Raw genomic sequence first — 25534 nt, forward strand, 5'->3', positions numbered from 1 at the left:
TCATGACCCTGTCCCATCGCAAGACGCCGTTCCATCGCAAGACCTTGGGACTGCGCCCGCTGACCACTGCGCTGCTGACCGCCTCCCTGCTGGGGGCCGGCGGCCAGGCCCTGGCCCAGGAGGACCCCATCAAGGTAGGCGTCCTGCACTCGCTCTCCGGCACCATGGCCATCAGCGAGACGGTGCTCAAGGACACCGTGGAGATGCTGGTCGCCAAGCAGAACGAGGAGGGCGGCCTGCTCGGCCGCCAGCTCGAGGCGGTGGTGGTGGACCCGGCCTCCAACTGGCCGCTGTTCGCCGAGCGCGCCCGGGAGCTGCTCGCCCAGCACGAGGTGGACGTGGTCTTCGGCAACTGGACCTCGGTGTCGCGCAAGGCGGTGCTGCCGGTCTTCGAGGAGCTCAACGGCCTGCTCTTCTACCCGGTGCAGTACGAGGGGGAGGAGTCCTCCGAGAACGTCTTCTACACCGGGGCGGCGCCCAACCAGCAGGCCATCCCGGCGGTGAACTACCTGCATGACCAGGTCGGCGTGGAGCGCTGGGTGCTGGCCGGCACCGACTACGTCTATCCGCGCACCACCAACCGCATCCTCGAGGCCTACCTCCAGGAGGAGTTCGGGGTGGCCGAGGAGGACATCCTGGTCAATTACACGCCGTTCGGCCACTCCGACTGGCAGAACATCGTCGCCGAGATCCGCCGCTTCGGCTCCGAGGGCAAGAAGACCGCCGTGGTCTCCACCATCAACGGCGACGCCAACGTGCCCTTCTACCGCGAGCTGGCCAACCAGGGCATCGACGCCGCGGACATCCCGGTGGTGGCCTTCTCGGTGGGCGAGCAGGAGCTGACCGGGATCGACACCGGTCCGCTGGTCGGCCACCTGGCCGCCTGGAACTACTTCATGAGCGTCGACACCGACGCCAACTACGACTTCATCGACGCCTGGATCGAGTGGACCGGCGACGAGGAGGCGGTGACCAACGACCCCATGGAGGCCCACTACATCGGCTTCAACATGTGGGCGGAAGCGGTGCGCAAGGCCGGCACCACCGACGTGGATGCGGTCAAGGACGCCATCATCGGCGTGGCCGTGCCCAACCTGACCGGCGGCTATGCGGCGATGATGCCCAACCACCACATCACCAAGCCGGTGCTGATCGGCGAGGTGCAGGACAACGGCCAGTTCGACATCGTCTGGCAGACGCCCTCCACCGTGGTCGGCGACGCTTGGTCCGACTACCTGCCGGGCTCCCGCGACCTGATCGCCGACTGGCGTGCCCCGATGCGCTGCGGCAACTACAACGTCGCCAGCGGCTCCTGCGGCGGCAGCACCGCGGCCGAGGAGGCCGAGGCCGCCCTGGCCGAGTAACGCCCGCTCCCGCCCCGCCGCTCGGCGGGGCGCACGCCCGCTTGACCCTTTTCGCTTCTCCCTACCGTGAAGGATGAACCCATGAGGCGTCTCCTTTTTTTCTGGCTGCTGGTGCTGCTGGCCGTGCCTCAGGGCGCCCAGGCCCAGCCCTCGGCTGACGACGACTCGGCCGCCATCGAACTGCTCGAGGCGCTGCACGTCGGCGCCTTTGCCGACAAGGCCGCCGGCATCGAAGCCATCGTGCAGAGCGACGACGAACGGGCCCGCGGCTGGCTGCAGGCTCTGCTCGACGGGCGACTGCAGCGTGCCGAGGACGGCCGCTTCGTGGTGGTGCTCGACAACCGCGGCCGCGACTGGCCGGTGGAGGATGCCCTCACCGGCGAGCCGCTCGGCGAGATGTCCCGTCGCGACCTGGACCGCATCGGCATCAACAACGCCCTGCGCAATCAGCTGCGCAGCGCTATCGCCGTGGTGGACCTCTACGCACCGGACCTCACGCTGCGCCGCGCCTCCGCCGAGCGGCTGCTGGGCGAGGTGGACGCCGACCTGGCCGGCCCCCTGGCCGAGGTGATCGAGGGCGAGGAGGACGCCCGGGTACGCCAGCGGCTGACCCAGGCACTGGCCATCCACCGCCTGGAGCAGGGCGAGGTGGCCGCCGTGGCGGACCTGGAAGGCAGCCTGCACCCCCGGGTGCGGGTGGCCCTTGCCCGCGCGGCTTCGGGCGACGACCCGGTGCTGGCCGATGCCGCCCGCAGTGCCCTCAACGGCATCGAGCAGATGCTCAAGGTCAACCGCGCCGCCGAGACCCTCTACTTCGGCCTCTCGCTGGGCTCGGTGCTGGTGCTGGCGGCCATCGGCCTGGCCATCACCTTCGGCGTGATGGGGGTGATCAACATGGCCCACGGCGAGCTGATCATGCTCGGCGCCTACACCACCTGGGCCATGCAGCAGCTGCTGCCCGGCCAGCCGGGCCTGGCGCTGGTGCTGGCGGTCCCCGCCGGCTTCCTGGTGGCGGCACTGGCCGGCATCGCCATCGAGCGCGGGGTGATCCAGTTCCTCAAGGGCCGGCCGCTGGAGACCCTGCTGGCCACCTTCGGCATCAGCCTGATCCTGCAGCAGCTGGTGCGCACGGTGATCTCGCCACAGAACCGCACCGTGGTCTCGCCGGAGTGGATGAGCGGCTCCATCGCCATCAACGACGCCCTGTCGCTGACGCTCAACCGCATGGTGGTGATCGGCTTCGCCCTGGCGGTGTTCGCCGGCCTGATGCTGATCATGCGCCGCACCCGGCTGGGCCTCGAGGTGCGGGCGGTGACCCAGAATCGCGCCATGGCACGCTCCATGGGCATCCGCGCGACCCGGGTCGATATCCTCACCTTCGCCCTGGGTTCCGGGGTCGCGGGCCTGGCCGGGGTGGCGCTCTCCCAGCTCACCAACGTCGGGCCCAACCTGGGCCAGAACTACATCATCGACTCCTTCATGGTGGTGGTGTTCGGCGGCGTCGGGAACCTCTGGGGCACCCTGGTGGCGGGCCTGTCGCTGGGCGTGATCAACCAGGTGCTGGAGCCCTGGGCCGGCGCCGTGCTGGCCAAGATCATCGTTCTGGTCTTCATCATCCTGTTCATCCAGAAACGCCCCCGCGGACTCTTTCCGCAGAAGGGCCGCGCGGCGGAGGGCTGACCCATGCAGGCTTCGAGATTCTGGCTGACGCGCCCCTTCGCGGAGCGCTCGACGCAGCTGTTCCTGGCCGTGCTGCTGGCCGCCATGACCCTGGTGACGCTGCTGCACGTGATGGTGCCCCAGGGCCATCCGCTCCACGTCAACGCCTATACCGTCAACCTCTTCGGCAAGTACCTGAGCTACGCGCTGCTCGCCGTCGCCGTGGACCTGGTGTGGGGCTATCTCGGCATCCTGAGCCTCGGCCATGGCGCCTTCTTCGCCCTGGGCGGCTACGCCATGGGCATGTACCTGATGCGCCAGATCGGCGACCGCGGGGTCTACGGCCACCCGGAGCTGCCGGACTTCATGGTGTTCCTCAACTGGGATGCGCTGCCCTGGTACTGGGCCGGCTTCGACATGGCCTGGTTCGCCTTCCTGATGGTACTGCTGGCTCCGGGGGCGCTGGCGCTGGTGTTCGGCTTCCTGGCCTTCCGCTCCCGGGTCACCGGAGTCTATCTGTCGATCATCACCCAGGCGCTGACCTTCGCCCTGATGCTGGCCTTCTTCCGCAACGAGATGGGCTTCGGCGGCAACAACGGGCTGACCGACTTCCGCGACATCCTCGGCTTCAACCTGCGCAGCGACCAGACTCGCCTCGGGCTCTTCCTGGCCAGCGGCGTGGCCCTGGCGCTGGGCTATCTGCTGTGCCGGGCGATCGTCGGCAGCAAGCTGGGGCGGGTCTGCGTAGCGACTCGCGATGCCGAGGCGCGCACCCGCTTCCTCGGCTACCGGGTCGAGCGCGTCCAGCTGTTCGTCTTCGTGGTCTCGGCGATGCTGGCGGGGGTCGCCGGCGCCTTGTACGTGCCCCAGGTGGGCATCATCAACCCCAGCGAGTTCTCGCCGCTCTTCTCCATCGAGATCGTGCTCTGGGTGGCGCTGGGCGGGCGCGCGACCCTCTATGGCGCGGTGATCGGGGCGATACTCGTCAACTACGCCAAGACGGTGTTCACCGGGGTGATGCCCGACGCCTGGCTGTTCGCCCTGGGCGGGCTCTTCGTGCTGGTCACGGTGTTCCTGCCGAAGGGCGTGGCCGGCCTGCTCGCCTGGCGGATCAGGCGTCGGCGACGGCCGGATGATGACCAACCCACCGGCAGTGAGGTATCCGCATGAGCCTGCTGAGATCCCTGGCCGACCGCGATCGCGTCTTCGACTTCCTGGTCCCGGCGACCTCGCCGGTGGACGTGCGCCACGGCCCGATCCTCTACCTGGAGGACGTCACGGTGAGCTTCGACGGCTTCAAGGCCATCAACAGGCTCAACCTGACCATCGACGATGGCGAGCTGCGCTGCATCATCGGCCCCAACGGCGCCGGCAAGACCACCATGATGGATATCATCACCGGCAAGACCCGGCCCGACAGCGGCCAGGTGTGGTTCGGCAGCCGCCACGACCTGCTGGCCATGAACGAGCCGGAGATCGCGAGCCTCGGCATCGGCCGCAAGTTCCAGAAACCCACGGTGTTCGAGGCGCTCAGCGTGTTCGAGAACCTGGAGCTGGCCATGGCCGCCGACAAGCGCATCCTGCCGACGCTCACCGCGCGCATGAGCGGGGAGATCCGCGATCGCATCGAGGAGGTGCTGGTCACCATCGGCCTGGTCGAACTGCGCGCGCGACCGGCGGGCATCCTCTCCCACGGCCAGAAGCAGTGGCTGGAGATCGGCATGCTGCTGATGCAGCGCCCGCGGCTGCTGCTGGTGGACGAGCCGGTGGCCGGCATGACCGAGCAGGAGATGGCGCGCACCGCGGAGCTGCTCACCGGGCTGGCCGGCAAGCAGTCGGTGGTGGTGGTAGAACACGACATGGGCTTCGTGCGCTCCATTGCCCGCCAGGTAACGGTGCTGCACCAGGGCAGCGTGCTGGCCGAGGGCACCATGGACCAGGTGGCCAGTGATCCCCGGGTGGTGGAAGTCTACCTGGGCGCGGAAGACGAGGAGCCGGCGTAATGCTGACCATCGACAAGCTCAACCAGTACTACGGCGAGAGCCACACCCTGTGGGACCTGGACCTCGAGGTGCCGGCGGGGGAGTGCACCTGCGTGATGGGCCGCAACGGGGTGGGCAAGACCACCCTGATGAAGGCGATCATGGGCGAGGTGGGGATCGCCTCCGGCAGCATCCGCTTCGCCGATGACGTCGAGCTGACCCGCCAGCGGGTCGAGGCGCGCTCCCGGCTGGGCATCGGCTACGTGCCCCAGGGGCGGCAGATCTTCCCGCTGCTCACCGTGGAGGAGAACCTGCGCACGGGTCTGGCCGCCCGGGGCGATGGCTTGAAGCGGATTCCCGGGCGCATCTATGAGCTCTTCCCGGTGCTCGAGGAGATGAAACACCGCCGCGGCGGGGATCTCTCCGGCGGCCAGCAGCAGCAGCTGGCCATCGGCCGGGCGCTGGTGCTCGAGCCCCGCCTACTGATCCTCGACGAGCCGGGGGAGGGGATCCAGCCCAATATCGTCACCCTGATCGGCGAGGTGATCCGCCGGCTGATCAAGGAGGACGGCCTGACCGTGCTGCTGGTGGAGCAGAAGCTGCCCTTCGCCCGCAAGTACGCCGACCGCTTCGTGATCATGGACCGTGGCCGGCCGGTGGCCAGGGGGCCGATCGGTGAGCTGACCGATGCGCTGATCAGGGAGCACCTCACCGTCTAGGCTTGAAGCGCCGAGCGCCGAGCGCCGAGCATCGAGGCGCCCCCGTGATTCTCAGGTGGCGCCTTGCACCTTTCTGGTCTGCCCGCCCGTGCGCCTGCACCCGCGAGGTGCGTGGCGGCCCGCCCCGATGCACCGCGAGAGGGCGAGGGCGCCTCAGGCCTGGCCTCGGGATCTATTTCAAATCACTGAATATATTAAGAAAAATATCTCCTTCCCCATTCTGGTACGCCCCTTGCTGAAAGCTGGTCAGACCCGCTGGATCACGAGCCGCCCATGACCGCCTTCGAGACCTCCCTGGATGCCACGCCGCCGACCGACTCCGGCCATCGCTTCGATGCGGGGCGCCGCTGGGAGGCCAGCCTGGACCTGGGCTTCACCTCCCGCCGGGGGGTGACCCGCCTGGTGCATGCGCGCCATCGCGGGCCGCTGCGGGTGCAACGGCCCTTCTACCCGGAGGGCCCGGAGGGCGCCTGCCACCTCTACCTGCTTCACCCGCCGGGCGGCCTGGTCAGCGGCGACGTTCTGAGCATCGATGTCGGCGTCGAGAGCGGCGCCCGGGCGCTGCTGACCACGCCCGCCGCCAACAAGCTCTATCGCGCCGACAGCCACGGCGTGGCCTGGCGGCAGCAGTCGCGCCTGCGGGTGGAGGAGGGCGCCACCCTCGAGTGGCTGCCCCAGGAGACCATCGCCTTCGACGGGGCCCGGGGCGAGCAGCGGACTACCATCGAGCTGGCCGGCAGCGCCCGCTGCCTGGGCTGGGAGGTCATGGCCCTGGGCCGCCCCGCCAGCGCATTGCCGTTTGCCTCGGGGCGCATCGAGCAGCGCTTCCGACTCACCCGCGACGGCAAGCCGCTGTGGCTCGAGCGCCAGCCGCTGGACCCCGCCCACGCGCGCTTCGCGGGGCGCTGGGGCCAGGGCGGTGCCAGCGTCCAGGCGACTCTCTGGGCGGTGGGCCTGAATGATGAGGCCGAGGCCGTCGAGGCGCTGCGAGAGGGGCTTGGCGCCTCGACCCGCTGGGCGGTCACCGTGCGCCACGGCGTGCTGCTGCTGCGCTACCTGGGCCAGGAGTGCCGCGAGGCCTGGGCACTCTGCGAGGCCGCCTGGCGGGTGCTTCGCCCCCGGCTGCTGGGTCTCGAGGCCCAGGTGCCGCGCATCTGGCTGACATAGAAGGTTTCGCCTACGGCCGGGGTGGTAGGAGCTCTGCTTGCAGAGCGATGGCGGCGTCAGGCATCGCCGTGCAAGCACGGCTCCTACAAGCCGCGGACTGACTGCGGCGCAACCATTTCAAAGACGAGAGGTGCCCATGGAACTGACCCCCAGAGACAAGGACAAGCTGCTGCTCTTCATGGCGGCCCAGCTGGCCGAGCGCCGCCGCGCCCGGGGCCTGAAGCTCAACTACCCCGAGGCGGTGGCGCTGATCAGCTTCGAGATCCTCGAGGGCGCCCGGGACGGCCGCACGGTGGCCGAGCTGATGAGCGCCGGGCGCGAGATCCTGACCCGTGACGACGTCATGGAGGGGGTGGCAGAGCTGGTCGACGAGGTGCAGGTGGAGGCCACCTTCCCGGATGGCACCAAGCTGGTCACCGTTCATGGTCCGATTGTCTGAGGAGCTTGCGATGATTCCTGGCGAATACCAGCTGAAGGAGGGCGAGATCGCGCTCTGCGAGGGGCGTGATCGCCTGACCCTCGAGGTCGCCAACACTGGCGACCGGCCGATCCAGGTCGGCTCCCACTACCACTTCGCCGAGGCCAACCCGGCGCTCACCTTCGATCGCGACCGGGCCCGGGGTCATCGCCTCGACGTGGCCGCCGGCACGGCGATCCGCTTCGAACCGGGCCAGACCCGCGAGGTCACGCTGATTCCCTATGCCGGCCGTCGCCATGTCTACGGCTTCCGGGGCGAGGTGATGGGTGCGCTGGAAGGAGACGCGTCATGAAGCCGGTCAACAAGATCAGTCGCCAGGCCTATGCCGACATGTACGGCCCCACGGTGGGCGACCGTGTGCGCCTCGGCGACACCGCGCTGTGGATCGAGGTGGAGCGGGACGCCACCCACTATGGTGAGGAGGTGAAGTTCGGCGGCGGCAAGGTGATCCGCGACGGCATGGGCCAGAGCCAGCGCCATGACGCTAGCGTGATGGACACCGTGATCACCAACGCCCTGATCCTCGACTGGTGGGGCATCGTCAAGGCGGACGTGGGCATCCAGGCCGGGCGCATCGCCGCCATCGGCAAGGCCGGTAATCCCGACACCCAGCCCGACGTTGCGATCGTCATCGGCCCCGGCACCGAGGTGATCGCCGGCGAGGGCAGGATCCTCACCGCCGGCGGCATCGATGCCCATATCCACTTCATCTGCCCCCAGCAGGTAGAGGAGGCGCTGATGAGCGGCATCACGACCATGCTGGGCGGCGGCACCGGGCCTGCCACCGGTACCAACGCCACCACCTGCACCCCGGGGGAGTGGCACCTGGGCAAGATGCTCCAGGCAGTGGACGACCTGCCCATGAACATCGGCTTCCTGGGCAAGGGCAACGCCAGCCTGCCCGAGGCCCTGGAGGCGCAGCTCGAGGCCGGTGCCATGGGCCTCAAGCTCCACGAGGACTGGGGCACCACGCCCGCGGCCATCGACAACTGCCTCGCCGTGGCCGAGCGCTACGACGTGCAGATCGCCATCCACACCGACACCCTCAACGAGTCGGGCTTCGTGGAGGACACCCTGGCCGCGTTCAAGGAGCGTTGCATCCACACCTACCACACGGAGGGGGCTGGGGGCGGCCACGCGCCGGATATCCTCACCGCCTGCTCGAAGCCCTATGTGCTGCCGTCCTCCACCAATCCGACGCGGCCCTACACGGTCAACACCATCGACGAGCACCTGGACATGCTGATGGTGTGCCACCACCTGGATCCCAACATCCCCGAGGACGTGGCCTTCGCCGACTCGCGCATCCGCCGCGAGACCATCGCCGCCGAGGACATCCTCCAGGATCTCGGCGTGATCTCGATGATCGCCTCGGACTCCCAGGCCATGGGGCGGGTGGGGGAGGTGGTCTGCCGCACCTGGCAGACCGCCCACAAGATGAAGGTGCAGCGGGGACTGCTGCCCGAGGACGAGGCGCTTGGCGCCGACAACGTCCGGGCCCGGCGCTATATCGCCAAGTACACCATCAACCCGGCCATCACCCACGGGATCAGCCACGAGGTGGGCTCCATCGAGGTGGGCAAGCTCGCCGACCTGGTGCTCTGGAAGCCGGCCTTCTTCGGCGTCAAGCCGGCGCTGATCCTCAAGGCCGGGATGATCGCCGCCGCTCCCATGGGCGACCCCAACGCCTCCATTCCCACCCCCCAGCCGGTGCACTACCGCACCATGTTCGGGGCCTTCGGCCGCGCCGCCAGCCAAACCCGCCTGACCTTCGTCAGCCAGGCGGCGCTGGACGCCGGCATCAAGGAGCGGCTGGGGCTCAAGAGCGAGCTCTCCGCCTGCCGCAACGTGCGCGGGGTGAGGAAGGGCGACATGAAGTTCAACGACGCCTGCCCCGAGCTCAGCGTCGACCCCCAGACCTACGAGGTGCGCTGCGATGGGGAGCTCTTGACCTGCGAGCCCGCCACCGAGCTGCCCCTGGCCCAGCGCTACCACCTCTTCTAGGAGCCCGAGATGCTGACACTGACCGAACGCCTGGGCCCCATCGCGGCGGACCGGGCCACCGACACCCTGACGCTGCCCTATGAGCTGCGTATTCGCGGCCGCCTCAAGGCGACGAGCGACACAGGCCGCGACCTCGGCCTCTTCCTGGACCGCGGCCCGGTACTGCGCGACGGCGAGGGGCTGCGCGCCGAGAGCGGCGAGGTGGTGCGCATCCGCGCCGCCGAGGAGCCGGTGGTCACCGCCCGCATTGCCCCCGGCCTGGCCCTGGCGCGGCTCGCCTACCACCTGGGCAACCGCCATGTGCAGCTGGCGCTGGGCGAGGACGAGCACTCTTCACAAGGTCAGGGCTACGTGCGCTTTCCGCCGGACCATGTGCTGGAGGAGCTGGCGACGCTGCTCGGCGCGACGCTCGAGCACCACCAGGCCCCCTTCGACCCGGAGCCCGGCGCCTACCAGCAGCTGGGCGGGCATGGCCACTCGCACGGCCACTCACACGGGCATGACCACGATCATGAGCATGGCCACGACCACTCCCATGCCCATGGCCACGCCCATGAGCACTGAGCCCGACGACCTGGCCCTGCTCGGCCTGCTGCAGTGGGTCAGCCCGGCGCTGCCCATCGGCGCCTTCGCCTTCTCCCAGGGGCTCGAGAGCGCCTTCGAGCTGGGCTGGGTGACCGACGAGGCGAGCCTCGGCGACTGGCTCGAGGGGGTGCTCGAGGATGGCCTGACCCGCTGCGAGCTGCCGGCACTGGCGCGCCTGCACGCCGCCTGGTCGGCAGGCGACGGCGAGGCCCTGGCCGAGTGGGATCAGTGGCTTGCTGCCAACCGCGAGACTGCGGAGCTTGCCGCCGAGGATGCGCGGCTCGGGGCCTCGCTCACCCGGCTGCTGGGCAGCCTCGACCTGCTGCCCACGGCTCGTTCGAGTGAGATGCCGGCCCTGCCGAAGGGGGCGGGCTATGTGACGGTGTTTGCCTGGGCGGCCCGGGTGCGCGGCATTGCGGTACGCCCGGCGCTGCTGGGCTTCGCCTGGGCCTGGCTGGAGAACCAGCTGGCGGTGGCCTGCAAGGCGCTGCCCCTGGGCCACACCGCCGCCCAGCGCCTCGTCGAGCGGCTGCGCCCGGCCCTGGTCGCCGCGGTGGACGAGGCCCTGGCGCTGCCCGATGACGAACTCGGCCCGGCGCTGCCCGGCCTGGCGCTGGCCAGCGCCCTGCACGAGACCCAGTATTCGCGCCTGTTCAGAAGCTGACGTGTCCAGAAGCGAACGATGTACAACCAGGAGAACGACATGACCCATTGCCTGCGTGTTGGCGTCGGCGGCCCGGTGGGCTCCGGCAAGACGGCGCTGCTCAAGCAGCTCTGCCTGGCCCTGCGCGACCACTACGACATCGCCGTGGTCACCAACGACATCTACACCCGCGAGGACGCCGACTTCCTGCTGCGTCACGAGGCGCTCGCCGCCGATCGCATTCTCGGCGTGGAGACCGGCGGCTGCCCGCACACCGCCATCCGCGAGGACGCCTCCATGAACCTCGCCGCCATCGACGAGCTCCAGGCGCGCCATCCGGGCCTCGAGCTCGTGCTGGTGGAGTCCGGCGGCGACAACCTCTCGGCCACCTTCAGCCCCGAGCTCTCGGACCTCACCCTCTACGTGATCGACGTCTCCGCCGGCGACAAGATCCCCCGCAAGGGCGGCCCCGGTATCACCAAGTCGGATCTCTTGATCATCAACAAGATCGACATCGCCGAGCAGGTGCATGCCTCGCTTGAGGTGATGGAGCGCGACTCGAGGACGATGCGCGGCGAGCGGCCCTTCGTGTTCACCAACCTCTACGACGGGGTCGGGCTGGAGACCATCATCCGGTTCATCCTCGAGCGGGGCATGCTGCCGGAGCGCCGGCCGCCGACAGACGCCCCGTCCCAATCCCGGGCCACCGCCTGAGCCCCTTTCCCCCGACTGCCATCATCCAGGAGACCGCTCCATGAAAACTTCCTCGACCCCTCGTGTATCGGCAGCGGCTCGCGCTGTCGTGACCGTGCCACTGCTGCTGACAGCGGGAGCGGCCATGGCACACCCCGGCCACGACGCCCCTAGCGTGCATGCCCATACCGGCAGCCCGGCGATGCTGGCGGTGCTGGCGATCGCGGTGCTCGGCCTGGTGGCGCTGGTGCCCCTGGCGCGGCTGGTGCGGCGCCGGCGTAAGCAGCACCTGAGCCGCTGACGCAAGCCGCCTTCCCCCCCAAGCGCCCGGCCTCGGCCGGGCGCGCTGCGTTTCGGCTCGCCAGGCGCTATGCTGCCCCTTCCGACGCCGCGGACCACGGCGATCGTTCACGGCAGGGAGTGGGCCCGCATGGGACAGAGAGTGCAGGGGAGGCGACGCATGTGGCCATGGATCGTGACGCTGCTGCTGGTGGCCTGGGTCGCCATGGGCGCCTGGCAGCGCTACAAGCCGCTGCCGGAGGCGGTGGGGAGGGCCTGGCCGGAGCGTCCCGCCGGCGAGGTGCGCTTCCTGGCCGACGAGTCCTGGTTCGACGCCGAAGGCGAACGCCACCTGGACCAGGCCATCTTCGACGAGGTGCTGGCGCTGGTGGGGCAGGCCCGGCGCCTGGTGGTGCTGGACATGTTCCTCTTCAACGACTTCGCCGGGGGCAGCGAGGGTGACGACTTCCGACCGCTCTCCACGGAGCTGACCGACGCCCTGGTCGAGCAGAAGCGGCGCCATCCCGACCTCGAGGCGGTGGTGATCACCGACCCGCTCAACACCCTCTACGGGGGCCTCGAGCTCGACCACCTGGAGGCCCTGCGACGGGCCGGGATCACCGTGGTGCTGACCGACCTCAACCGGCTGCGTGCCTCCAACCCGCTATGGTCGGGCGTCTGGCACCTGGGGCCGCGCTGGCTCGGCAACAGCGCCCGGGCGGGCTGGCTGCCCAACGCCCTGGGGCCCGGGCAGGTCTCGCTGCGCAGCTACCTGGCGCTGCTGAACTTCAATGCCAACCACCGCAAGACCCTGGTGGTGGATCGTGGCGACGGCTGGGCGGGGCTGGTGACCTCGGCCAACCCCCACGATGCCAGCAGCCTCCACGGCAACGTGGCACTGCGCTTCGAGGGGGCGGCGGCGCTGGACCTGCTGGCCTCCGAGCGGGCGGTGGCCGGCTGGTCGGGCGTGGCGCTGCCGGCACCGGCGCAGCGCGATGCCACCGCCGATGATGACGCTTCGCGCCTGCAGCTGCTCACCGAGAGCGCCATCCGCGATGCCCTGCTGGCTGCCATCGCGACAAGTGGCGAGGGCGACCGGCTGGACCTGGCGGTGTTCTATCTCGCCCATCGCCAGGTGATCGAGGCGCTCCAGGCGGCCAGCGGGCGGGGGGTGAGGGTGCGTGCGCTGCTCGATCCCAACCGCGATGCCTTCGGCCTGGAGAAGGGCGGCATTCCCAACCGGCCGGTGGCCCGCGAGCTCGTCGCGGCCGGCATCGAGGTGCGCTGGTGTGCCACCCGTGGCGAGCAGTGCCACAGCAAGCTGCTGCTGCGCCGTCCCGCCGACGGCGGGGAGGCGGAGCTGCTCCTCGGCTCGGCCAACTTCACCCGGCGCAACCTCGACGACCTCAACCTGGAGACCAGCGTGCGCCTGGCCGGCCCCGCGGACGCGCCGGCGATCCAGGAGGCCGCGGCGTTCTTCGAGCGGCGCTGGCAGAGCTCCCCCGAGCGCACCACCAGCGAGCCCTTCGCGGCCTTCGATGACGCCACCACCTGGCAGCGGCTGCGCTACCGGATCATGGAGGCCACCGGGCTCTCGACCTTCTGACGGCTGAAGGCTCTCTACCTTCTGAGCGTGCGCCTTGACAGCGTCCTGGCCGCCGGCCAGCTTGGAGGGGCCGATTCGACAAGGGGAACGGGCATGGACAAGCTGCTGCTGGCCGTGAAGCTGATCATCACGGCACTGGTGCTGATCCTCTTCGTGCAGAACATCGCCGTGGTGGAGGTGCGCTTCCTGACCTGGAGCCTGTCGTTGCCCCTGGCCTTGCTGCTGGTGGTGTTCTACCTGCTGGGGATGGTCAGCGGCAGGAGCCTGCTGGGCCTGGTGCGCAGGCTGGGCCGGAACGGCGGAGGCCACGAGAAACGCCCCTGAGACGCCTCCCGGCGTCAATCGACGTGGGTCACCGCCTGGCGGCGCGGGTCGACGTGCCAGGCCAGGCCGAGTCGCGCATTGCGCTCCAGTTCGGCAATCACCTGGGCGCCCAGCAGCAGGATGATGGCGCCCACCTCCAGGCTCAGCAGCACCACGATCAGGGTGGCCAGCGACCCGTAGACGGCATTGACGAAGGAGATGTTGGCGAAGTAGTAGACCAGCAGCAGGCGCACCCCCTCCCACAGCAGGGCAGCCACCAGGCCGCCGACGATCGCTCGCCGCAGCGCGACCTTCACCACCGGCAGCACCTTGTAGATGGCGCTGAACAGCAGGAAGACCCCGAGGAAGCTGGTCAGGTTCAGGGCCGTCTCCGAGAGTCCGGCCAGCGGCAGCTCGCGGTCGAACAGCGCCAGCCACAGGGCATTGACCGAACTGGCCAGGGTCACCAGCAATGTCAGCGCCAGCAGGCCCGCCCCCAGCACCAGCATGAAGGCATAGGGCATCAGCACCGAGACCCAGGCGCTGCGGCCGTGGGGATGGGCGTCCGGGGCGTGGAAGATGATCGCCAGGGCGTCCTCCAGCATGCGGAAGGCGAAGGAGCTGAACAGCAGCAGCACCGGAAAGCCGAAAATGCCGATCACCTCGCGGGAGTCCAGCAGCGCTCGTACCGCCTCCAGCAGGACCTCGGCATGGGCCGGTGCCAGGTGGCGCGCCTGGACCGACAGCACGCCGAGCAGGTGCGCCTCGTCCACCACCCGGGCCAGCAGCACCACCAGCAGCGCGAACAGCGGCACGATGGAGAGCAGGATGTTGTAGCCCACACCGCCGGCCAGCAGGATGCCGCGGTTGCGCAGGAAGGCGGTGATCACCCGCCACAGGAAACGGCCCACCCGCGGCAGCAGGGTGAAGGCGACGTGGCGCGAGCGGCGCGGTGGGGAGGGAGAGGTCATCGGCCTGGCCATCCATGGGCGTCAGGGCATCATACGCCCGCCGCCGCGTCAGGCGTCAACGCTATCGGACAACCTCACCGCTGGCCGGGTCGGTCACTTGCCCAGCAGCGTCGCTACCAGGGCATTGAGCTCCTGCTGGAAGGCGCCGCCGGGGGAGGGTGGGGTGGGGTCCGAGGTGATCGCCACGGTCAGCGCCCGGGCGGGGATCACGAAGAGCGCCTGGCCGCCGAAGCCGCGGCCGTAGTAGACGCGCTCGCCGGAAAGCTCGGTGACGAACCAGCCATAGCCGTAGCCGTCGCCGGTCCAGGGCGAGGTGCCCCGCGGCTGCCAGGAGGCCTCGACCCAGCCCTCCGGCAGCACGCGCCGGTTGTCGATGACGCCGTCGAGGCGATAGAGCTCGCCGATCTGCACCAGTGCCCGGGGCGAGAGCCGCATGTCGTTGCCGCCGAAGTAGACGCCCTGGGGATCCCGGGGCCAGGCGGGGATGGTGATGCCCAGTGGCTCCCCCAGCAGCCGCCGCGCCTGGGTCAGGGTGCTCTCGCCACCGGCGCGGGTCAGGGCCGCCGAGAGCAGGTGGCTCGATCCCGTGGAGTAGAGCATGCGCCCGCCCGGCTCGTCGACGAAGGGGCGTGAGAGGGAGTCACGCACCCAGTCGGCGCTGGCCACCCAGCCGCCGTAGTTGGCGCCGGAGGTGCGCTCCAGCCCGGCCTGCAACGACAGTAGGTGGCCGACGGTGATCTCCCGGACCCTCGGGTCGGCCCCGGCCGGGACCCGGTCGCCGAGCAGGTCGGCGACGGGCTGGTCGGCAGAGTCGATCACCCCGGCTTCGATCGCGGCGCCGACCAGCGCCGCCAGCACGGTCTTGGAGAGCGACTTGATGTTGGCCGGCCGGTCGACCCCGGAGCCGCCGTAGGCGCGCTCGAAGCGGATCTCGCCCTGCTCGGCCACCACCACCGCATGCAGCCGGTCGAGGCGTGCGGCCTGGGCGTCGAGGCGCTCCAGGCCGGCCGGGTCGAGGGGCGGGTGTGAGGTCTCGGCGGCCTGCGCATGGCATGCCGCGCCGACAGCCAGCATAATGAGCCCCCCCAGCAGGGGGCGAAGGGGATTCAAGAGATGCAGGTTCGGCATCGGGACTCCTTGTCCACTCCAGTGGGTGGTTCGCTCGGGCCGGCGAGCGCCTGATATTCGAGGCGCCGGCGGCCCCCGGGTTCCCCCGCTCTTCCACAGCCAGCGAGAGACCATGGCCAAGTTCGAAACGATCGGCACCGCCAGCATTCCCGGCAAGGGCACCGAGCTGCGCCTGCTGCAGCGCAACGACGAGTTCTCGATTCGCATCGTCGGGGCCCCCGGCGAGCTGATGAACACCCGCCTGCACGGCTCCGAGGATGCCCTGGCCGAGCTGGCCTGCCAGCGGGTCGCCGACCGGCCCGGGGTCCGGGTGCTGGTCGGCGGCCTCGGCATGGGCTTCACCCTCGCCGCGGCGCTGGCCGCCCTGGGCGAGGATGCCGAGGTGGTGGTCGCCGAACTGGTGCCGGGCGTGGTGGAGTGGAACCGGGGGCCGCTGGGCGCCGCGGCCGGCTACCCGCTTAACGACCCGCGCACCCGGGTCAGCGTGGGCGACGTGGGCGAGCTGCTGCGCCGCGAGCCCGGCGGCTTCGACGCCATCATGCTCGACGTGGACAACGGCCCCGAGGGCCTGACCCGGCGCGAGAACGACTGGCTCTACTCCCCCAAGGGGCTTGCCGCCGCCCAGGAGGCGCTGCGCCCCGACGGCGTGCTGGCGGTGTGGTCGGCGGGCCAGGATCCGGCCTTCACCGAGCGGCTGCGCCGGGTCGGCTTCCTGGTCGAGACGGTCACGGTGCGGGCCCACCGGCCCGGCAAGGGCGCCAGGCACTGCATCTGGCTGGCCGGCTGAGGGATACGGCCCACGGCGACCGGCACATCCGGGCCCCGCGGGAGTCACCGCCGGCTCCGCTGGCACCGAACGCCAATGTTCCACTTTCACCAGAAGGCAGACAGCATGCTGGAACTCTCCCGCCAGGTGGTCATCCCCGACCACGAGATCGAGATGCAGGCGGTCCGCGCCCAGGGCGCCGGCGGCCAGAACGTCAACAAGGTGTCCTCGGCGATCCACCTGCGCTTCGATATCCGCGCCTCCAGCCTGCCCGAGGGCTTCAAGGAGAAGCTGCTGGCGCTGGGTGACCGGCGGATCAGCCAGGACGGGGTGGTGATCATCAAGGCTCAGAACCATCGTACCCAGGAGCGCAACCGGGCCGAGGCGCTGGCGCGGCTCAAGGCGCTGATCAAGGGCGTGATGTACGCGCCGAAGAAGCGCGTCCCCACCCGGCCGAGCAAGGGCGCCAAGCGCCGCCGGCTGGAGAGCAAGAAGAAGCGTGGCCAGCACAAGGCGCTGCGCGGGAAGGTGGACCTGTGAGCGACACCGAGCGCCTCTCCCGGCGCCTCGCCCGCCAGCTGGGCTGCTCCCGCCGCGAGGCGGAGCGCTACATCGCCGGTGGCTGGGTGCGCGTCGATGGCCGGACGGTCGAGACGCCGCAGTTCCGGGTCGCCGACCAGCGCGTCGAGCTGGCGCCGGGGGCACGCGCCGAGGAGATTCCGCCCTGCACCCTGCTTTTCCACGCCGAGGCGGGGCTGTCGGCGGAAGAGGCGCTGTCGCGTGTTGCCGTCGACACCCACTGGCCCGAGGACCCGGATGATCGGCGCCTCCTCGAGGCGCATTTCCGCGGCCAGGCCGTGAAGCTGCCGCTGGAGCGGGGCGAGGCGGGGCTGCTGGTGCTCACCCAGGACCGGCGGGTGGCCAGGCGCCTCGACGAGGACCGTGCCCGGCTCGAGCAGGAGTGGCTGGTCGAGGTGGTCGGCAGCCTGGACGATGACCAGCTGGCGAGACTGCGTGCCGGCACGGCGGTCCCCGGTCGGCGCCTCGCGCCCGGCAAGGTGAGCTGGCAGAGCGAACAGCGCCTGCGCTTCGCCCTGAAGGGGATGGTGCCGGGCCAGCTGTCGGCGATGTGCGAGGCGCTGGGTCTCGAGGTCATCTCGGTCAAGCGGCTGCGGATCGGCGGCGTCTCCCTGGCGCGGGTGCCCCCCAGGCAGTGGCGCTACCTGCGGGACGACGAGCGGTTCTGAGGTGCAGCCGGGGAACGGGGCCCGCCTTTCCCTCCCCGTTGGCGCTATGTATGCTGGTCGAGGATGCACATGCGCCGTGCGGCTCCTGCCGGTCGGCACCGTACCCCCGCCTGAACCAGAGAGGATATGCCCCATGTCGGAAACCTCGCAGACGTCACCGTTCAAGGACAATCGGGTCAAGGGACTGGCCGCCGTGGCCGCCGTCGCCGTGATCTGGGCGATCGTTGCCCAGTCCGGTTCGAGCAGCCAGAAGGAAGCGCGGGAGGCCGCCGAGGCCGAGCTCGCCGCATTGGAATCACGCAACCAGGCGCTGGTCAGCCAACTGGACGAGCGCGACGAGGCCGGTGAGGAGATCGAGGCCCTGGAGGCACAGCTGGCCGAACTCGAGTCGCAGCAGGAGGCGGCCCGCGGGGAGCTCGATGGGCTCCAGACCCAGGTCGAGGAGACCGGCGCCGAGCTCGAGGAGTTGCGTGAGTCCCGCTCTGCCCTGGAGGCGCGTATCGAGGCCCTGCAGGGCGAGCAGGTCGAGGCCGAAGAGGCCCTGGCGGCGCTGCAGGAGGAGCACGACGCGGTGGCCGAGGCCCGCCTGGAGGCTGAACAGGCCCGCCAGGATGCCGAGAACGCTCGCCAGGACGCCGAGGAGGCCCGCCAGGCGGCCGAGCAGGAGCGCCAGGAGGCCGAGTCGGCGCGCCAGGAGGCCGATGCCGCCCGCGAGCAGGCCGAGTCCGACCTGACCGCGCTCAACGAGGAGATCGCCACCGCCGAGGGCCGTCTTGAGACGCTTGGCAGCGAGATCGACGAGCGCCAGGCGCAGCGTGATGCCCTGGAGAGCGACATCGAGGCGCTGGAGATCTGGCGTGACGAGGTCGAGGCGGAGGTCGATGAGGCCCGCCAGGCCCGCGACGAGGTCCAGGCCGAGGTTCAGGAAGCCCGCGCCGAGCGCGATGACCTGATGATCGCCATCGGCATCGGTCGCGACGAGGTGGCCACCATCGAAGGTGAGGTCGAGCGTCGCGAGAGCCAGCTCGAGCGGCTCGAGGCCCAGCTGGCCAGCTGGCGCAGCGAACTGGCCGATCTCGAGGCCAGCGTCACCGTCGAGCAGGACCAGGGTGCCGATCAGGACGAGAGCGTCGAGGAGAGCGTCGAGGAGAACGACGGGCAGTAGTCACCGCCCGGACACCCCAGGGACGACGGCGGGCCTCGGCCCGCCGTCGTCGTGTCTGGCACCCCGTGCCGGCGATGGATACGGCGCGTATACTGGTCAGACACCGCATCGTCAGGATGCGCCCGCAGGACAAGCGAAGGAGCAGGATGTGATCGAAGGGGTCAAGCATATCGTCGCCGTGGCATCCGGCAAGGGCGGGGTGGGCAAGTCCACCGTGACCGTCAACCTGGCGCTGGCCATGGCCGCCGAGGGGTATCGGGTGGGCATCCTGGATGCCGACATCTACGGTCCCAGCCAGGCCCAGATGCTCGGCGTGGGCGAGGGGGTGCGCCCCCAGGCGGCCGGCGAGAACCGCTTCCGGCCGCTCGAGGCCCACGGGCTGCAGGCCATGTCCATGGCCTTCATGGTCGACGTCCGCGAGCCCATGGTGTGGCGGGGGCCCATGGTGGCCGGGGCCTTCCAGCAGCTGCTGACCCAGACCGTCTGGGAGGACCTGGACGTGCTGTTCATCGACATGCCGCCGGGCACCGGCGACATCCAGCTCACCCTGGCGCAGAAGGTGCCGGTGGACGGGGCGGTGATCGTGACCACGCCCCAGGACATCGCGCTGCTGGACGCCCGCAAGGGCATCGAGATGTTCCGCAAGGTCAACGTGCCGGTGCTGGGGGTGGTGGAGAACATGAGCCTGCACGTCTGCTCCCAGTGCGGCCATGCCGAGCCGATCTTCGGCGAGGGCGGCGGCGAGCGCATCGCCACCGAGTACGAGACCCGGGTGCTGGGCCGCCTGCCGCTGACCCTGGCCATTCGCGAGCAGGCTGACGGCGGGCGTCCCACGGTGGTCGCCGAGCCCGACGGCGAGGTGACCGCGACCTTCCGCGAGATGGCCCGCCAGGTGGCCGAGCAGCTCGAGGGCCAGGCCGCCGACTCGGGGCCGAGCATCTCCTTCAGCGACTGAAGGCGCCGGCCGATCGCCCGTGACGCTCGACGCCGGGGCCGCTATCATGACGGCCCCGGCTCGTGCAGCCCTTCACCCCAGACTCCAGCAGGACACTCCCCCGATGAGCATCAAATCCGACAAGTGGATCCGCCGCATGGCCGAGCGGGAAGGCATGATCGAGCCCTTCGAGGCCGACCAGGTACGCTATGTGAACGATCGTCGGGTGATCTCCTACGGCACCTCAAGCTACGGCTACGACGTGCGCTGCGCCGACGAGTTCAAGGTGTTCACCAACATCCACTCCGCGGTGGTGGATCCCAAGGCCTTCGACGAGAAAAGCTTCGTCGACATCAAGGGCGACGTCTGCGTGATCCCGCCCAACTCCTTCGCCCTGGCCCGCACCGTGGAGTATTTCCGCATCCCGCGCAGCGTGCTGACCATCTGCCTGGGCAAGTCCACCTATGCGCGCTGCGGCATCATCGTCAACGTGACGCCGCTGGAGCCGGAGTGGGAAGGGCACGTGACCCTGGAGTTCTCCAACACCACCAACCTGCCGGCCAAGATCTACGCCAACGAGGGCGTGGCCCAGATGCTGTTCCTGGAGTCCGACGAGGTGTGCGACATCTCCTACAAGGACCGCGGCGGCAAGTACATGGGGCAGCGCGGGGTGACGCTGCCGAGGACTTAGGCTTCCGGGCGTGTTCCGGGCGTAGGAGCCTTGCTGGCAAGGCGATAGGCGGAGTCACCGACAAGTCCATTGCGCTGCAAGCAGCGTTCTTTCGGGCGATGGGCGGTTCCGCACTCTTTTCCATCGCGCTGCAAGCAGCGCTCCTACGGGCCATGGGCGGTGTCACACCCTTGTTCATCGCTCTGCAAGCAGAGCTCCTACGCGCTCGGCGCTACTCCTCGTCCAGCTCCTCGGCGGCATCGGCGTGGGACATGCGCAGGCCGTAGGGCGGCAGCGGCATGCCGTCGAAGGTGGCGCCCTCGCTGCCGAACTGCAGACGACCCTCCAGACACCACTTCACCGCGATGGGGTAGATCAGGTGCTCGCGGGCGTGCACCTTCTCCTTCAGCGTCGCCTCGGTCTCGCCCTCGGCGACCTGGACCACCGCCTGCATCACCACCGGTCCGCCGTCGAGCTCCTCGGTGACGAAGTGCACGCTGCAGCCGTGCTCGGCCACGCCGTCGGCCAGGGCGCGGGCGTGGGTGTTCAGCCCCTGGTAGTCCGGCAGCAGCGACGGATGGATATTGAGCATGCGGCCGAGGAAGCGCTGCACGAAGCGGGGCGTCAGGATGCGCATGAAACCGGCCAGCACGATCAGGTCGGGCTCGTGGCGCTCGATCACCTTGATCAGGGCGCCGTCGTAGGCCTCGCGGCTGTCGTACTCGCGGTGCGGCAGCACCACGGCATCGATGCCGGCCTCCCGGGCGCGCTGCAGACCGTAGGCGTCGGGCTCGTTGGAGACCACCGCGACGATCTCGCCACCCAGCTCGTCATGGGCCTGGGCATCGATCAGCGCCTGCAGGTTGCTGCCGTTGCCGGAGATCAGCACCACCACCCGCCGGGTCTCGCCGGGCTCCGGGGTGATCTCCCTGAGGGTGTCGCTCTGGTAACGGGTGTCGGTCATGCCGGCAGGTTCTCCAGCTGGACCTGCTCCCCGTCACCCGGGCGGGCGATGATCTCGCCGATGCGATGGACCGTCTCGCCCTGGGCCTGCAGGTGGGCGCGGGCCTGGTCGGCCTTCTCGGCCGGGACCACGACCACCATGCCGATGCCGCAGTTGAGCACGCGGTGCATCTCGTGCTCGTCGACGTTGCCCTGCTGCTGCAGCCAGTCGAACACCGCCGGGCGCTTCCAGCTGGCCACGTCGACCCGGGCGGCGAGCCCCTCGGGCAGCACCCGGGGCAGGTTCTCGGTGAGGCCGCCGCCGGTGATGTGCGACAGCGCGTGGACCGGGACGCCGCTCTCGCGGATCAGCGACAGCAGCGGCTTGACGTAGATCCGGGTCGGTGCCATCAGGGCGTCGGCCAGGGGCACGCCGTCGATGGCGGTCGCGAGGTCGGCACCGCTCACCTCGAGGATCTTGCGGATCAGCGAGTAGCCGTTGGAGTGGGGCCCGGAGGAGGCGATGCCCAGCAGCACGTCGCCCTCGGCCACCTGGCTGCCGTCGAGGATCTCGGCCTTTTCCACCACGCCGACGCAGAAGCCGGCCAGGTCATAGTCGCTGCCCTCGTACATGCCGGGCATCTCGGCGGTCTCGCCGCCCACCAGAGCGCAGCCGGCCTGCTCGCAGCCCGCGCCGATGCCGGTCACCACGTCGGCGGCGATGTCCACATCCAGCCTGCCCGTGGCATAGTAGTCGAGGAACAGCAGCGGCTCGGCGCCGGCGACCACCAGATCGTTGACGCACATCGCCACCAGGTCGATGCCGATGGTGTCGTGGCGGCCGAGGTCCATGGCCAGGCGCAGCTTGGTGCCCACGCCGTCGGTACCGGAGACCAGCACCGGCTCCTGGTAGCCGCTCGGCAGCTGGCACAGCGCGCCGAAGCCCCCCAGGCCACCCAGCACCTCGGGGCGGGCGGTGCGCTTGGCGACGCCCTTGATGCGGTCGACCAGGGCATTGCCGGCATCGATGTCGACGCCGGCATCCTTGTAGCTGAGCGAGGGGCGGGAGGAAGGGGAATCGGTCATCTCGGGTCCTGTCGATAGGTCGTCGGCATGGGATCGGCGCGCTCGGGCGGGCCGACGGGCAGTGGGCAAGATTCGGGTGCAGGATTGTAGCATCAAGACGCCGGACTGGCAGCCGTGGAAGCGGCAGGGACGGCCGAGACAGGGAGAGAAAGATGCGCAGAGAGTGGTGGGTCCTGGCGGGGGTCGTGGCCCTAGTGTGGCTGATGTTCAGGCTCGAGGCGATGCTGATGCCATTCATCGCCGGCATGATCCTGGCCTATCTGGCCGACCCGCTGGCCAAGCGGCTGGTGAGCTGGGGGGTGTCGCGCCCGCTGGCGGTCAGCGCGGTGTTCCTGATGCTGCTGGTGGTACTGGCGGTCGCCCTGCTGGTGCTGATCCCGCTGCTGGTGCAGCAGATTCGCCAGTTCGGCGAGATGATCCCCGGCATCTTCGACTGGGTGCAGACGGTCCTGGCCCCGCAGATCCAGGCCTGGACAGGCTTCGACGTGGCCGCCGAGCTGGACAATGTCCAGGCGACGCTGGCGGAACACTGGCAGGATGCCGGGGGCTACCTGACCCAGGTGCTCGGCCAGGTCGGCCGCTCGGGCATGGCCTTCGTCACCTGGATCACCTATGTGGCCCTGATCCCGGTGGTGACCTTCTACCTGCTGCTCGACTGGAACCACCTGATGGCGAGCCTGCGCGACCTGCTGCCACGCCGCTGGGAAGCCGATGCCGTGCGCCTGGCCATGCGCTGTGATGAGGTGCTGTCGGCCTTCCTGCGTGGCCAGCTGCTAGTGATGCTGAGCCTGGGCCTGATCTACGGGGTCGGCCTGTCGCTGATGGGGCTGCGCTTCGGTGTGCTGATCGGACTGATCGCCGGGCTGGCCAGCATCGTGCCCTTCCTGGGTTTCATCGTCGGCATCGGCATCGCGCTGGTGGTGGCCTTCTTCCAGTTCGGCAGCTGGCTGGCGCTGCTCGGGGTGGTGGCGGTGTTCAGCCTCGGCCAGACGCTGGAGAGCACCGTGCTGCAGCCCAAGCTGCTGGGCGATCGCATCGGCCTGCATCCGGTGGCGGTGATCTTCGCCGTGCTGGCCGGCGGCAACCTGTTCGGCTTCACCGGGGTGCTGCTGGCGCTGCCGGCGGCGGCGGTGATCATGGTACTCTTGCGCGAACTCAACGACCGCTACAAGAACAGCACCTTGTACGACGAGACGCTCTCACAACGCCCGCTTGACCGCCGCCAGGACGAGGAGTCGCCATGAGCCGCACGCCGGCGCAGCTGCCGCTGGGGGTGGGGCTGCGCGACGATGCCACCTTCGTCAACTTCCTTCCCGGGCCCAACGCCAGCCTGGTCGACCGCCTGGTCCACCAGTTCGACGACCAGGGGGAGCCCTTCCTCTACCTGTGGGGCAAGCCCGGGGTCGGCCGCAGCCACCTGCTGCAGGCGGCCTGCCATGCCGCCTCGGACCGTGACCTGCGAAGCCTCTACCTGCCCCTGGAGGAGCTGGGCCACTTCCCGCCGCTGATGCTCGAGGAGATCGAGCGGCTCGATCTGGTGGCCATCGATGACCTGGAGCGGGTGGTGGGGCGCAAGCGCTGGGAGGAGGCGCTGTTCCACGCCTTCAACCGCCTGCGGGATGCCGGCAAGCGGCTGCTGGTGGCCGCCGAGGCGCCGCCCCGCCAGCTGCCGGTGAAGCTGCCCGATCTGGCCTCGCGGCTGAGCTGGGGGGTGACCTTCCACGTGCAGGGGCTCGACGATGCCGGCCGGCTGGCCGCCCTGCAGCTGCGCGCCCGGGTCAGGGGCATGCTGCTCGCCGACGAGGTGGCGCGCTATATCCTCCACCGCGGCCCGCGGCGCCTGGAGGAGCTGTTCGATGTCCTCGAGGCGCTGGACCGCGCCTCGCTGTCGGCCCAGCGACGGCTGACCATTCCCTTCGTCAAGCAGGCGCTGGGCTGGTAGGGAGCCTCAGCGGCTCAGGTCGACGCCGAGCTGCTGGCCGTTTCCCAGGGTGACCTGGCGGATGACCACCCGGACATTGCCGGTGCGCGGGTCGGGGCCGCTGCCCGAGACATAGAAGTGGCCGGCGGGCAGGCCGCTCAGGCGAAAGCGCCCGTTGCCGTCGGTGCGCGTGGTATGGGTGTACCGGCGGGCTCGCGGGTCCGCCGGCTCCACCGCGCGGCCGGCCAGGGCCTGCTCCGCGGCCTCGGCGGAGTAGGTGGTCACCGGCGCGGCCGAGACGCCGGCATTGGGCACCGGGCGCCCGCCGATGGTCAGCTGCCCGCTGATCACGGCGCTGCCCGACGTCTCCAGGGCGGCGTACTCCGCCTCGGGAAAGGCGACCTGCCGGGCGACCCGCCCCGGGGCCGGTGCCTCCTCGACCCGCTCGGCCTCTCTCTCGACTCCTGGCGTGACCTCGCGGTCGATCACCTCGATGCGCTCGCCCGGGGCAGGGGCGGGCGGCATGATCTCGCAGCCGGCCAGCAGCAGTCCCGAAAGCACCATCATCATCCAGCGTTTCATTGCATCACTCCCTGAGGGAATCGTCGGCGCCCTGTGCCTGGGGAAGAGTAACGCAAACCGCGCGGCGTGAAACCCGGCATCCGGACACGACGAAGCCGCCGACAGGCGTCGGCGGCTTCGTTCAGGCTCCGGTCGCCGGCGAGTACCGGCGGCGGGAGCTTACTGCTGGGCGGCCTTGGTGGCGGTCGCCTGGGCCTGCTTGACGTTCTCTTCGGTCAGCTTCTGGCTCTGCTGGACGAAGTCCTGCTGCAGGGCCACGACCTTCTCGGCGTCGCCCTTCAGGCGCTCGGCCAGGTCCTTGGCGACCTTCTGCTGGCCTTCCATGTAGCTCTTCAGGCCTTCGGCATCCTTGACGTTCATCAGGGTGCGCAGCTGGGCCAGGCCGGTGTCGGTGTAGGCCTTGGTGGCGTCCATCTGGGCGTGGGCCAGCTTCTCGGCGTAGTCGACGGTCAGTGAGGCATAGGCGCGGGCCGGGCCGAAGAAGATGGACTCGAACTGCTTGGTGTCGAACTGCTTGGTGTCGAAGTTGAAGGCATTCATCATGGTAGAACCTCCTGGTTCATCTGGTGTTGAGGAGCAGGAAGCCTGCCCTGTTGCAATGCACAATAGCAGAGCGCTTTGTGCAGTGCAACATGTGGGG

Annotated in this window: 29 protein-coding genes; 23 read left to right on the top strand and 6 right to left on the bottom strand. The window is 69.8% G+C overall.

Annotated elements, in window-relative coordinates:
• The first annotated feature begins 2 nt into the window (after positions 1-2).
• The 15 genes from urtA (at position 3) to NFC98_RS06830 (ending at position 13503) form a co-directional block, all read left to right on the top strand.
• On the top strand, positions 3-1364 hold the full coding sequence (gene urtA / locus NFC98_RS06760; RefSeq protein WP_254277339.1) for an urea ABC transporter substrate-binding protein: 1362 nt from the start codon (positions 3-5) through the stop codon (positions 1362-1364).
• Positions 1365-1445: 81 nt separating this feature from the next.
• Complete coding sequence (urtB, locus tag NFC98_RS06765) at positions 1446-3044, top strand: urea ABC transporter permease subunit UrtB (protein ID WP_254277340.1); 1599 nt, start codon at positions 1446-1448, stop codon at positions 3042-3044.
• Positions 3045-3047: 3 nt separating this feature from the next.
• Complete coding sequence (gene urtC / locus NFC98_RS06770) at positions 3048-4193, top strand: urea ABC transporter permease subunit UrtC (RefSeq protein WP_254277341.1); 1146 nt, start codon at positions 3048-3050, stop codon at positions 4191-4193.
• Positions 4190-5026, top strand: a complete 837-nt coding sequence (gene urtD / locus NFC98_RS06775; RefSeq protein ID WP_254277342.1) for an urea ABC transporter ATP-binding protein UrtD — start codon at positions 4190-4192, stop codon at positions 5024-5026. The genes urtC and urtD overlap by 4 nt, the downstream gene beginning before the upstream one ends.
• Positions 5026-5724, top strand: a complete 699-nt coding sequence (gene urtE / locus NFC98_RS06780; RefSeq protein ID WP_254277343.1) for an urea ABC transporter ATP-binding subunit UrtE — start codon at positions 5026-5028, stop codon at positions 5722-5724. The genes urtD and urtE overlap by 1 nt, the downstream gene beginning before the upstream one ends.
• Before the next feature lie 273 nt (positions 5725-5997).
• Positions 5998-6891 carry an urease accessory protein UreD gene (locus NFC98_RS06785; RefSeq protein WP_254277344.1) on the top strand — a complete coding sequence of 298 codons (894 nt, stop codon included), beginning with the start codon at positions 5998-6000 and terminating at the stop codon, positions 6889-6891.
• Positions 6892-7027: 136 nt separating this feature from the next.
• The gene (locus tag NFC98_RS06790; RefSeq protein ID WP_183331398.1) at positions 7028-7330 is read left to right on the top strand and encodes an urease subunit gamma; all 303 of its coding nucleotides are present in this window, start codon (positions 7028-7030) and stop codon (positions 7328-7330) included.
• A gap of 10 nt (positions 7331-7340) precedes the next feature.
• Positions 7341-7661, top strand: coding sequence for an urease subunit beta (locus NFC98_RS06795; protein ID WP_254277345.1), 321 nt, complete (start codon positions 7341-7343; stop codon positions 7659-7661).
• Positions 7658-9373: an urease subunit alpha gene (ureC, locus tag NFC98_RS06800; RefSeq protein ID WP_254277346.1), complete on the top strand. Its 1716-nt coding sequence runs from the start codon at positions 7658-7660 to the stop codon at positions 9371-9373. The genes NFC98_RS06795 and ureC overlap by 4 nt, the downstream gene beginning before the upstream one ends.
• A 9-nt stretch (positions 9374-9382) precedes the next feature.
• Positions 9383-9937, top strand: a complete 555-nt coding sequence (gene ureE, locus NFC98_RS06805; protein ID WP_254277347.1) for an urease accessory protein UreE — start codon at positions 9383-9385, stop codon at positions 9935-9937.
• Complete coding sequence (locus NFC98_RS06810; RefSeq protein WP_254277798.1) at positions 9927-10622, top strand: urease accessory protein UreF; 696 nt, start codon at positions 9927-9929, stop codon at positions 10620-10622. The genes ureE and NFC98_RS06810 overlap by 11 nt, the downstream gene beginning before the upstream one ends.
• A gap of 39 nt (positions 10623-10661) precedes the next feature.
• Positions 10662-11315, top strand: a complete 654-nt coding sequence (gene ureG / locus NFC98_RS06815; RefSeq protein ID WP_254277348.1) for an urease accessory protein UreG — start codon at positions 10662-10664, stop codon at positions 11313-11315.
• A 124-nt stretch (positions 11316-11439) separates the two neighbouring features.
• Positions 11440-11595: a hypothetical protein gene (locus NFC98_RS06820; protein ID WP_254277349.1), complete on the top strand. Its 156-nt coding sequence runs from the start codon at positions 11440-11442 to the stop codon at positions 11593-11595.
• Positions 11596-11754: 159 nt separating this feature from the next.
• Complete coding sequence (locus NFC98_RS06825; protein WP_254277350.1) at positions 11755-13179, top strand: phospholipase D family protein; 1425 nt, start codon at positions 11755-11757, stop codon at positions 13177-13179.
• A gap of 93 nt (positions 13180-13272) precedes the next feature.
• Positions 13273-13503, top strand: coding sequence for a lipopolysaccharide assembly protein LapA domain-containing protein (locus NFC98_RS06830; protein WP_254277351.1), 231 nt, complete (start codon positions 13273-13275; stop codon positions 13501-13503).
• Between the two features lie 14 nt (positions 13504-13517).
• Here the strand turns inward: NFC98_RS06830 and NFC98_RS06835 are convergent, their stop codons facing one another.
• Both NFC98_RS06835 and NFC98_RS06840 read right to left on the bottom strand, forming a co-directional pair.
• Positions 13518-14453, bottom strand: coding sequence for a YihY/virulence factor BrkB family protein (locus NFC98_RS06835; RefSeq protein WP_254277352.1), 936 nt, complete (start codon positions 14451-14453; stop codon positions 13518-13520).
• Positions 14454-14546: 93 nt separating this feature from the next.
• Complete coding sequence (locus NFC98_RS06840; RefSeq protein WP_254277353.1) at positions 14547-15527, bottom strand: serine hydrolase; 981 nt, start codon at positions 15525-15527, stop codon at positions 14547-14549.
• Between the two features lie 166 nt (positions 15528-15693).
• On the opposite strand from NFC98_RS06840, the gene NFC98_RS06845 reads away from it, so the two are divergent.
• The 6 genes from NFC98_RS06845 to dcd all read left to right on the top strand — a co-directional run bounded on the left by NFC98_RS06845 (position 15694) and on the right by dcd (position 20384).
• Positions 15694-16368 carry a hypothetical protein gene (locus NFC98_RS06845; protein WP_183331375.1) on the top strand — a complete coding sequence of 225 codons (675 nt, stop codon included), beginning with the start codon at positions 15694-15696 and terminating at the stop codon, positions 16366-16368.
• 105 nt (positions 16369-16473) lie between these two features.
• Positions 16474-16887, top strand: coding sequence for an alternative ribosome rescue aminoacyl-tRNA hydrolase ArfB (gene arfB, locus NFC98_RS06850; protein WP_183331373.1), 414 nt, complete (start codon positions 16474-16476; stop codon positions 16885-16887).
• Complete coding sequence (locus tag NFC98_RS06855; RefSeq protein ID WP_254277354.1) at positions 16884-17594, top strand: RNA pseudouridine synthase; 711 nt, start codon at positions 16884-16886, stop codon at positions 17592-17594. The genes arfB and NFC98_RS06855 overlap by 4 nt, the downstream gene beginning before the upstream one ends.
• A 133-nt stretch (positions 17595-17727) precedes the next feature.
• The gene (locus NFC98_RS06860; protein ID WP_254277355.1) at positions 17728-18759 is read left to right on the top strand and encodes a kinesin; all 1032 of its coding nucleotides are present in this window, start codon (positions 17728-17730) and stop codon (positions 18757-18759) included.
• Entirely contained in the window at positions 18704-19714 is a 1011-nt protein-coding gene (apbC, locus tag NFC98_RS06865) for an iron-sulfur cluster carrier protein ApbC (RefSeq protein ID WP_302055099.1), read from the top strand. The genes NFC98_RS06860 and apbC overlap by 56 nt, the downstream gene beginning before the upstream one ends.
• Before the next feature lie 103 nt (positions 19715-19817).
• Positions 19818-20384, top strand: a complete 567-nt coding sequence (gene dcd / locus NFC98_RS06870; protein ID WP_254277356.1) for a dCTP deaminase — start codon at positions 19818-19820, stop codon at positions 20382-20384.
• Positions 20385-20595: 211 nt separating this feature from the next.
• On the opposite strand, the gene purN is transcribed toward dcd, so the two are convergent.
• Positions 20596-21327 (bottom strand): phosphoribosylglycinamide formyltransferase, encoded by a 732-nt coding sequence (purN, locus tag NFC98_RS06875; RefSeq protein ID WP_254277357.1) that lies wholly within the window; start codon positions 21325-21327, stop codon positions 20596-20598.
• A complete protein-coding gene (gene purM / locus NFC98_RS06880; RefSeq protein ID WP_254277358.1) occupies positions 21324-22391 on the bottom strand; it encodes a phosphoribosylformylglycinamidine cyclo-ligase in 1068 nt (355 codons plus the stop codon). The genes purN and purM overlap by 4 nt, the downstream gene beginning before the upstream one ends.
• A gap of 152 nt (positions 22392-22543) precedes the next feature.
• Between purM and NFC98_RS06885 the strand changes: the two genes are divergently transcribed.
• Together NFC98_RS06885 and hda are read left to right on the top strand one after the other, a co-directional pair.
• Positions 22544-23635 (top strand): AI-2E family transporter, encoded by a 1092-nt coding sequence (locus tag NFC98_RS06885; RefSeq protein WP_254277359.1) that lies wholly within the window; start codon positions 22544-22546, stop codon positions 23633-23635.
• Positions 23632-24333, top strand: coding sequence for a DnaA regulatory inactivator Hda (gene hda / locus NFC98_RS06890; protein WP_254277360.1), 702 nt, complete (start codon positions 23632-23634; stop codon positions 24331-24333). The genes NFC98_RS06885 and hda overlap by 4 nt, the downstream gene beginning before the upstream one ends.
• Positions 24334-24339: 6 nt before the next feature.
• Here hda and NFC98_RS06895 read toward each other — a convergent pair whose 3' ends face one another.
• Positions 24340-24894: a carboxypeptidase-like regulatory domain-containing protein gene (locus NFC98_RS06895; protein ID WP_254277361.1), complete on the bottom strand. Its 555-nt coding sequence runs from the start codon at positions 24892-24894 to the stop codon at positions 24340-24342.
• Positions 24895-25053: 159 nt separating this feature from the next.
• Positions 25054-25434 carry a phasin family protein gene (locus NFC98_RS06900; RefSeq protein WP_254277800.1) on the bottom strand — a complete coding sequence of 127 codons (381 nt, stop codon included), beginning with the start codon at positions 25432-25434 and terminating at the stop codon, positions 25054-25056.
• Positions 25435-25534 lie beyond the last annotated feature (100 nt).

It is taken from the genome of Halomonas sp. 3H (genome assembly GCF_024206005.1).
In the GTDB taxonomy this organism is placed as follows: domain Bacteria; phylum Pseudomonadota; class Gammaproteobacteria; order Pseudomonadales; family Halomonadaceae; genus Halomonas; species Halomonas campaniensis.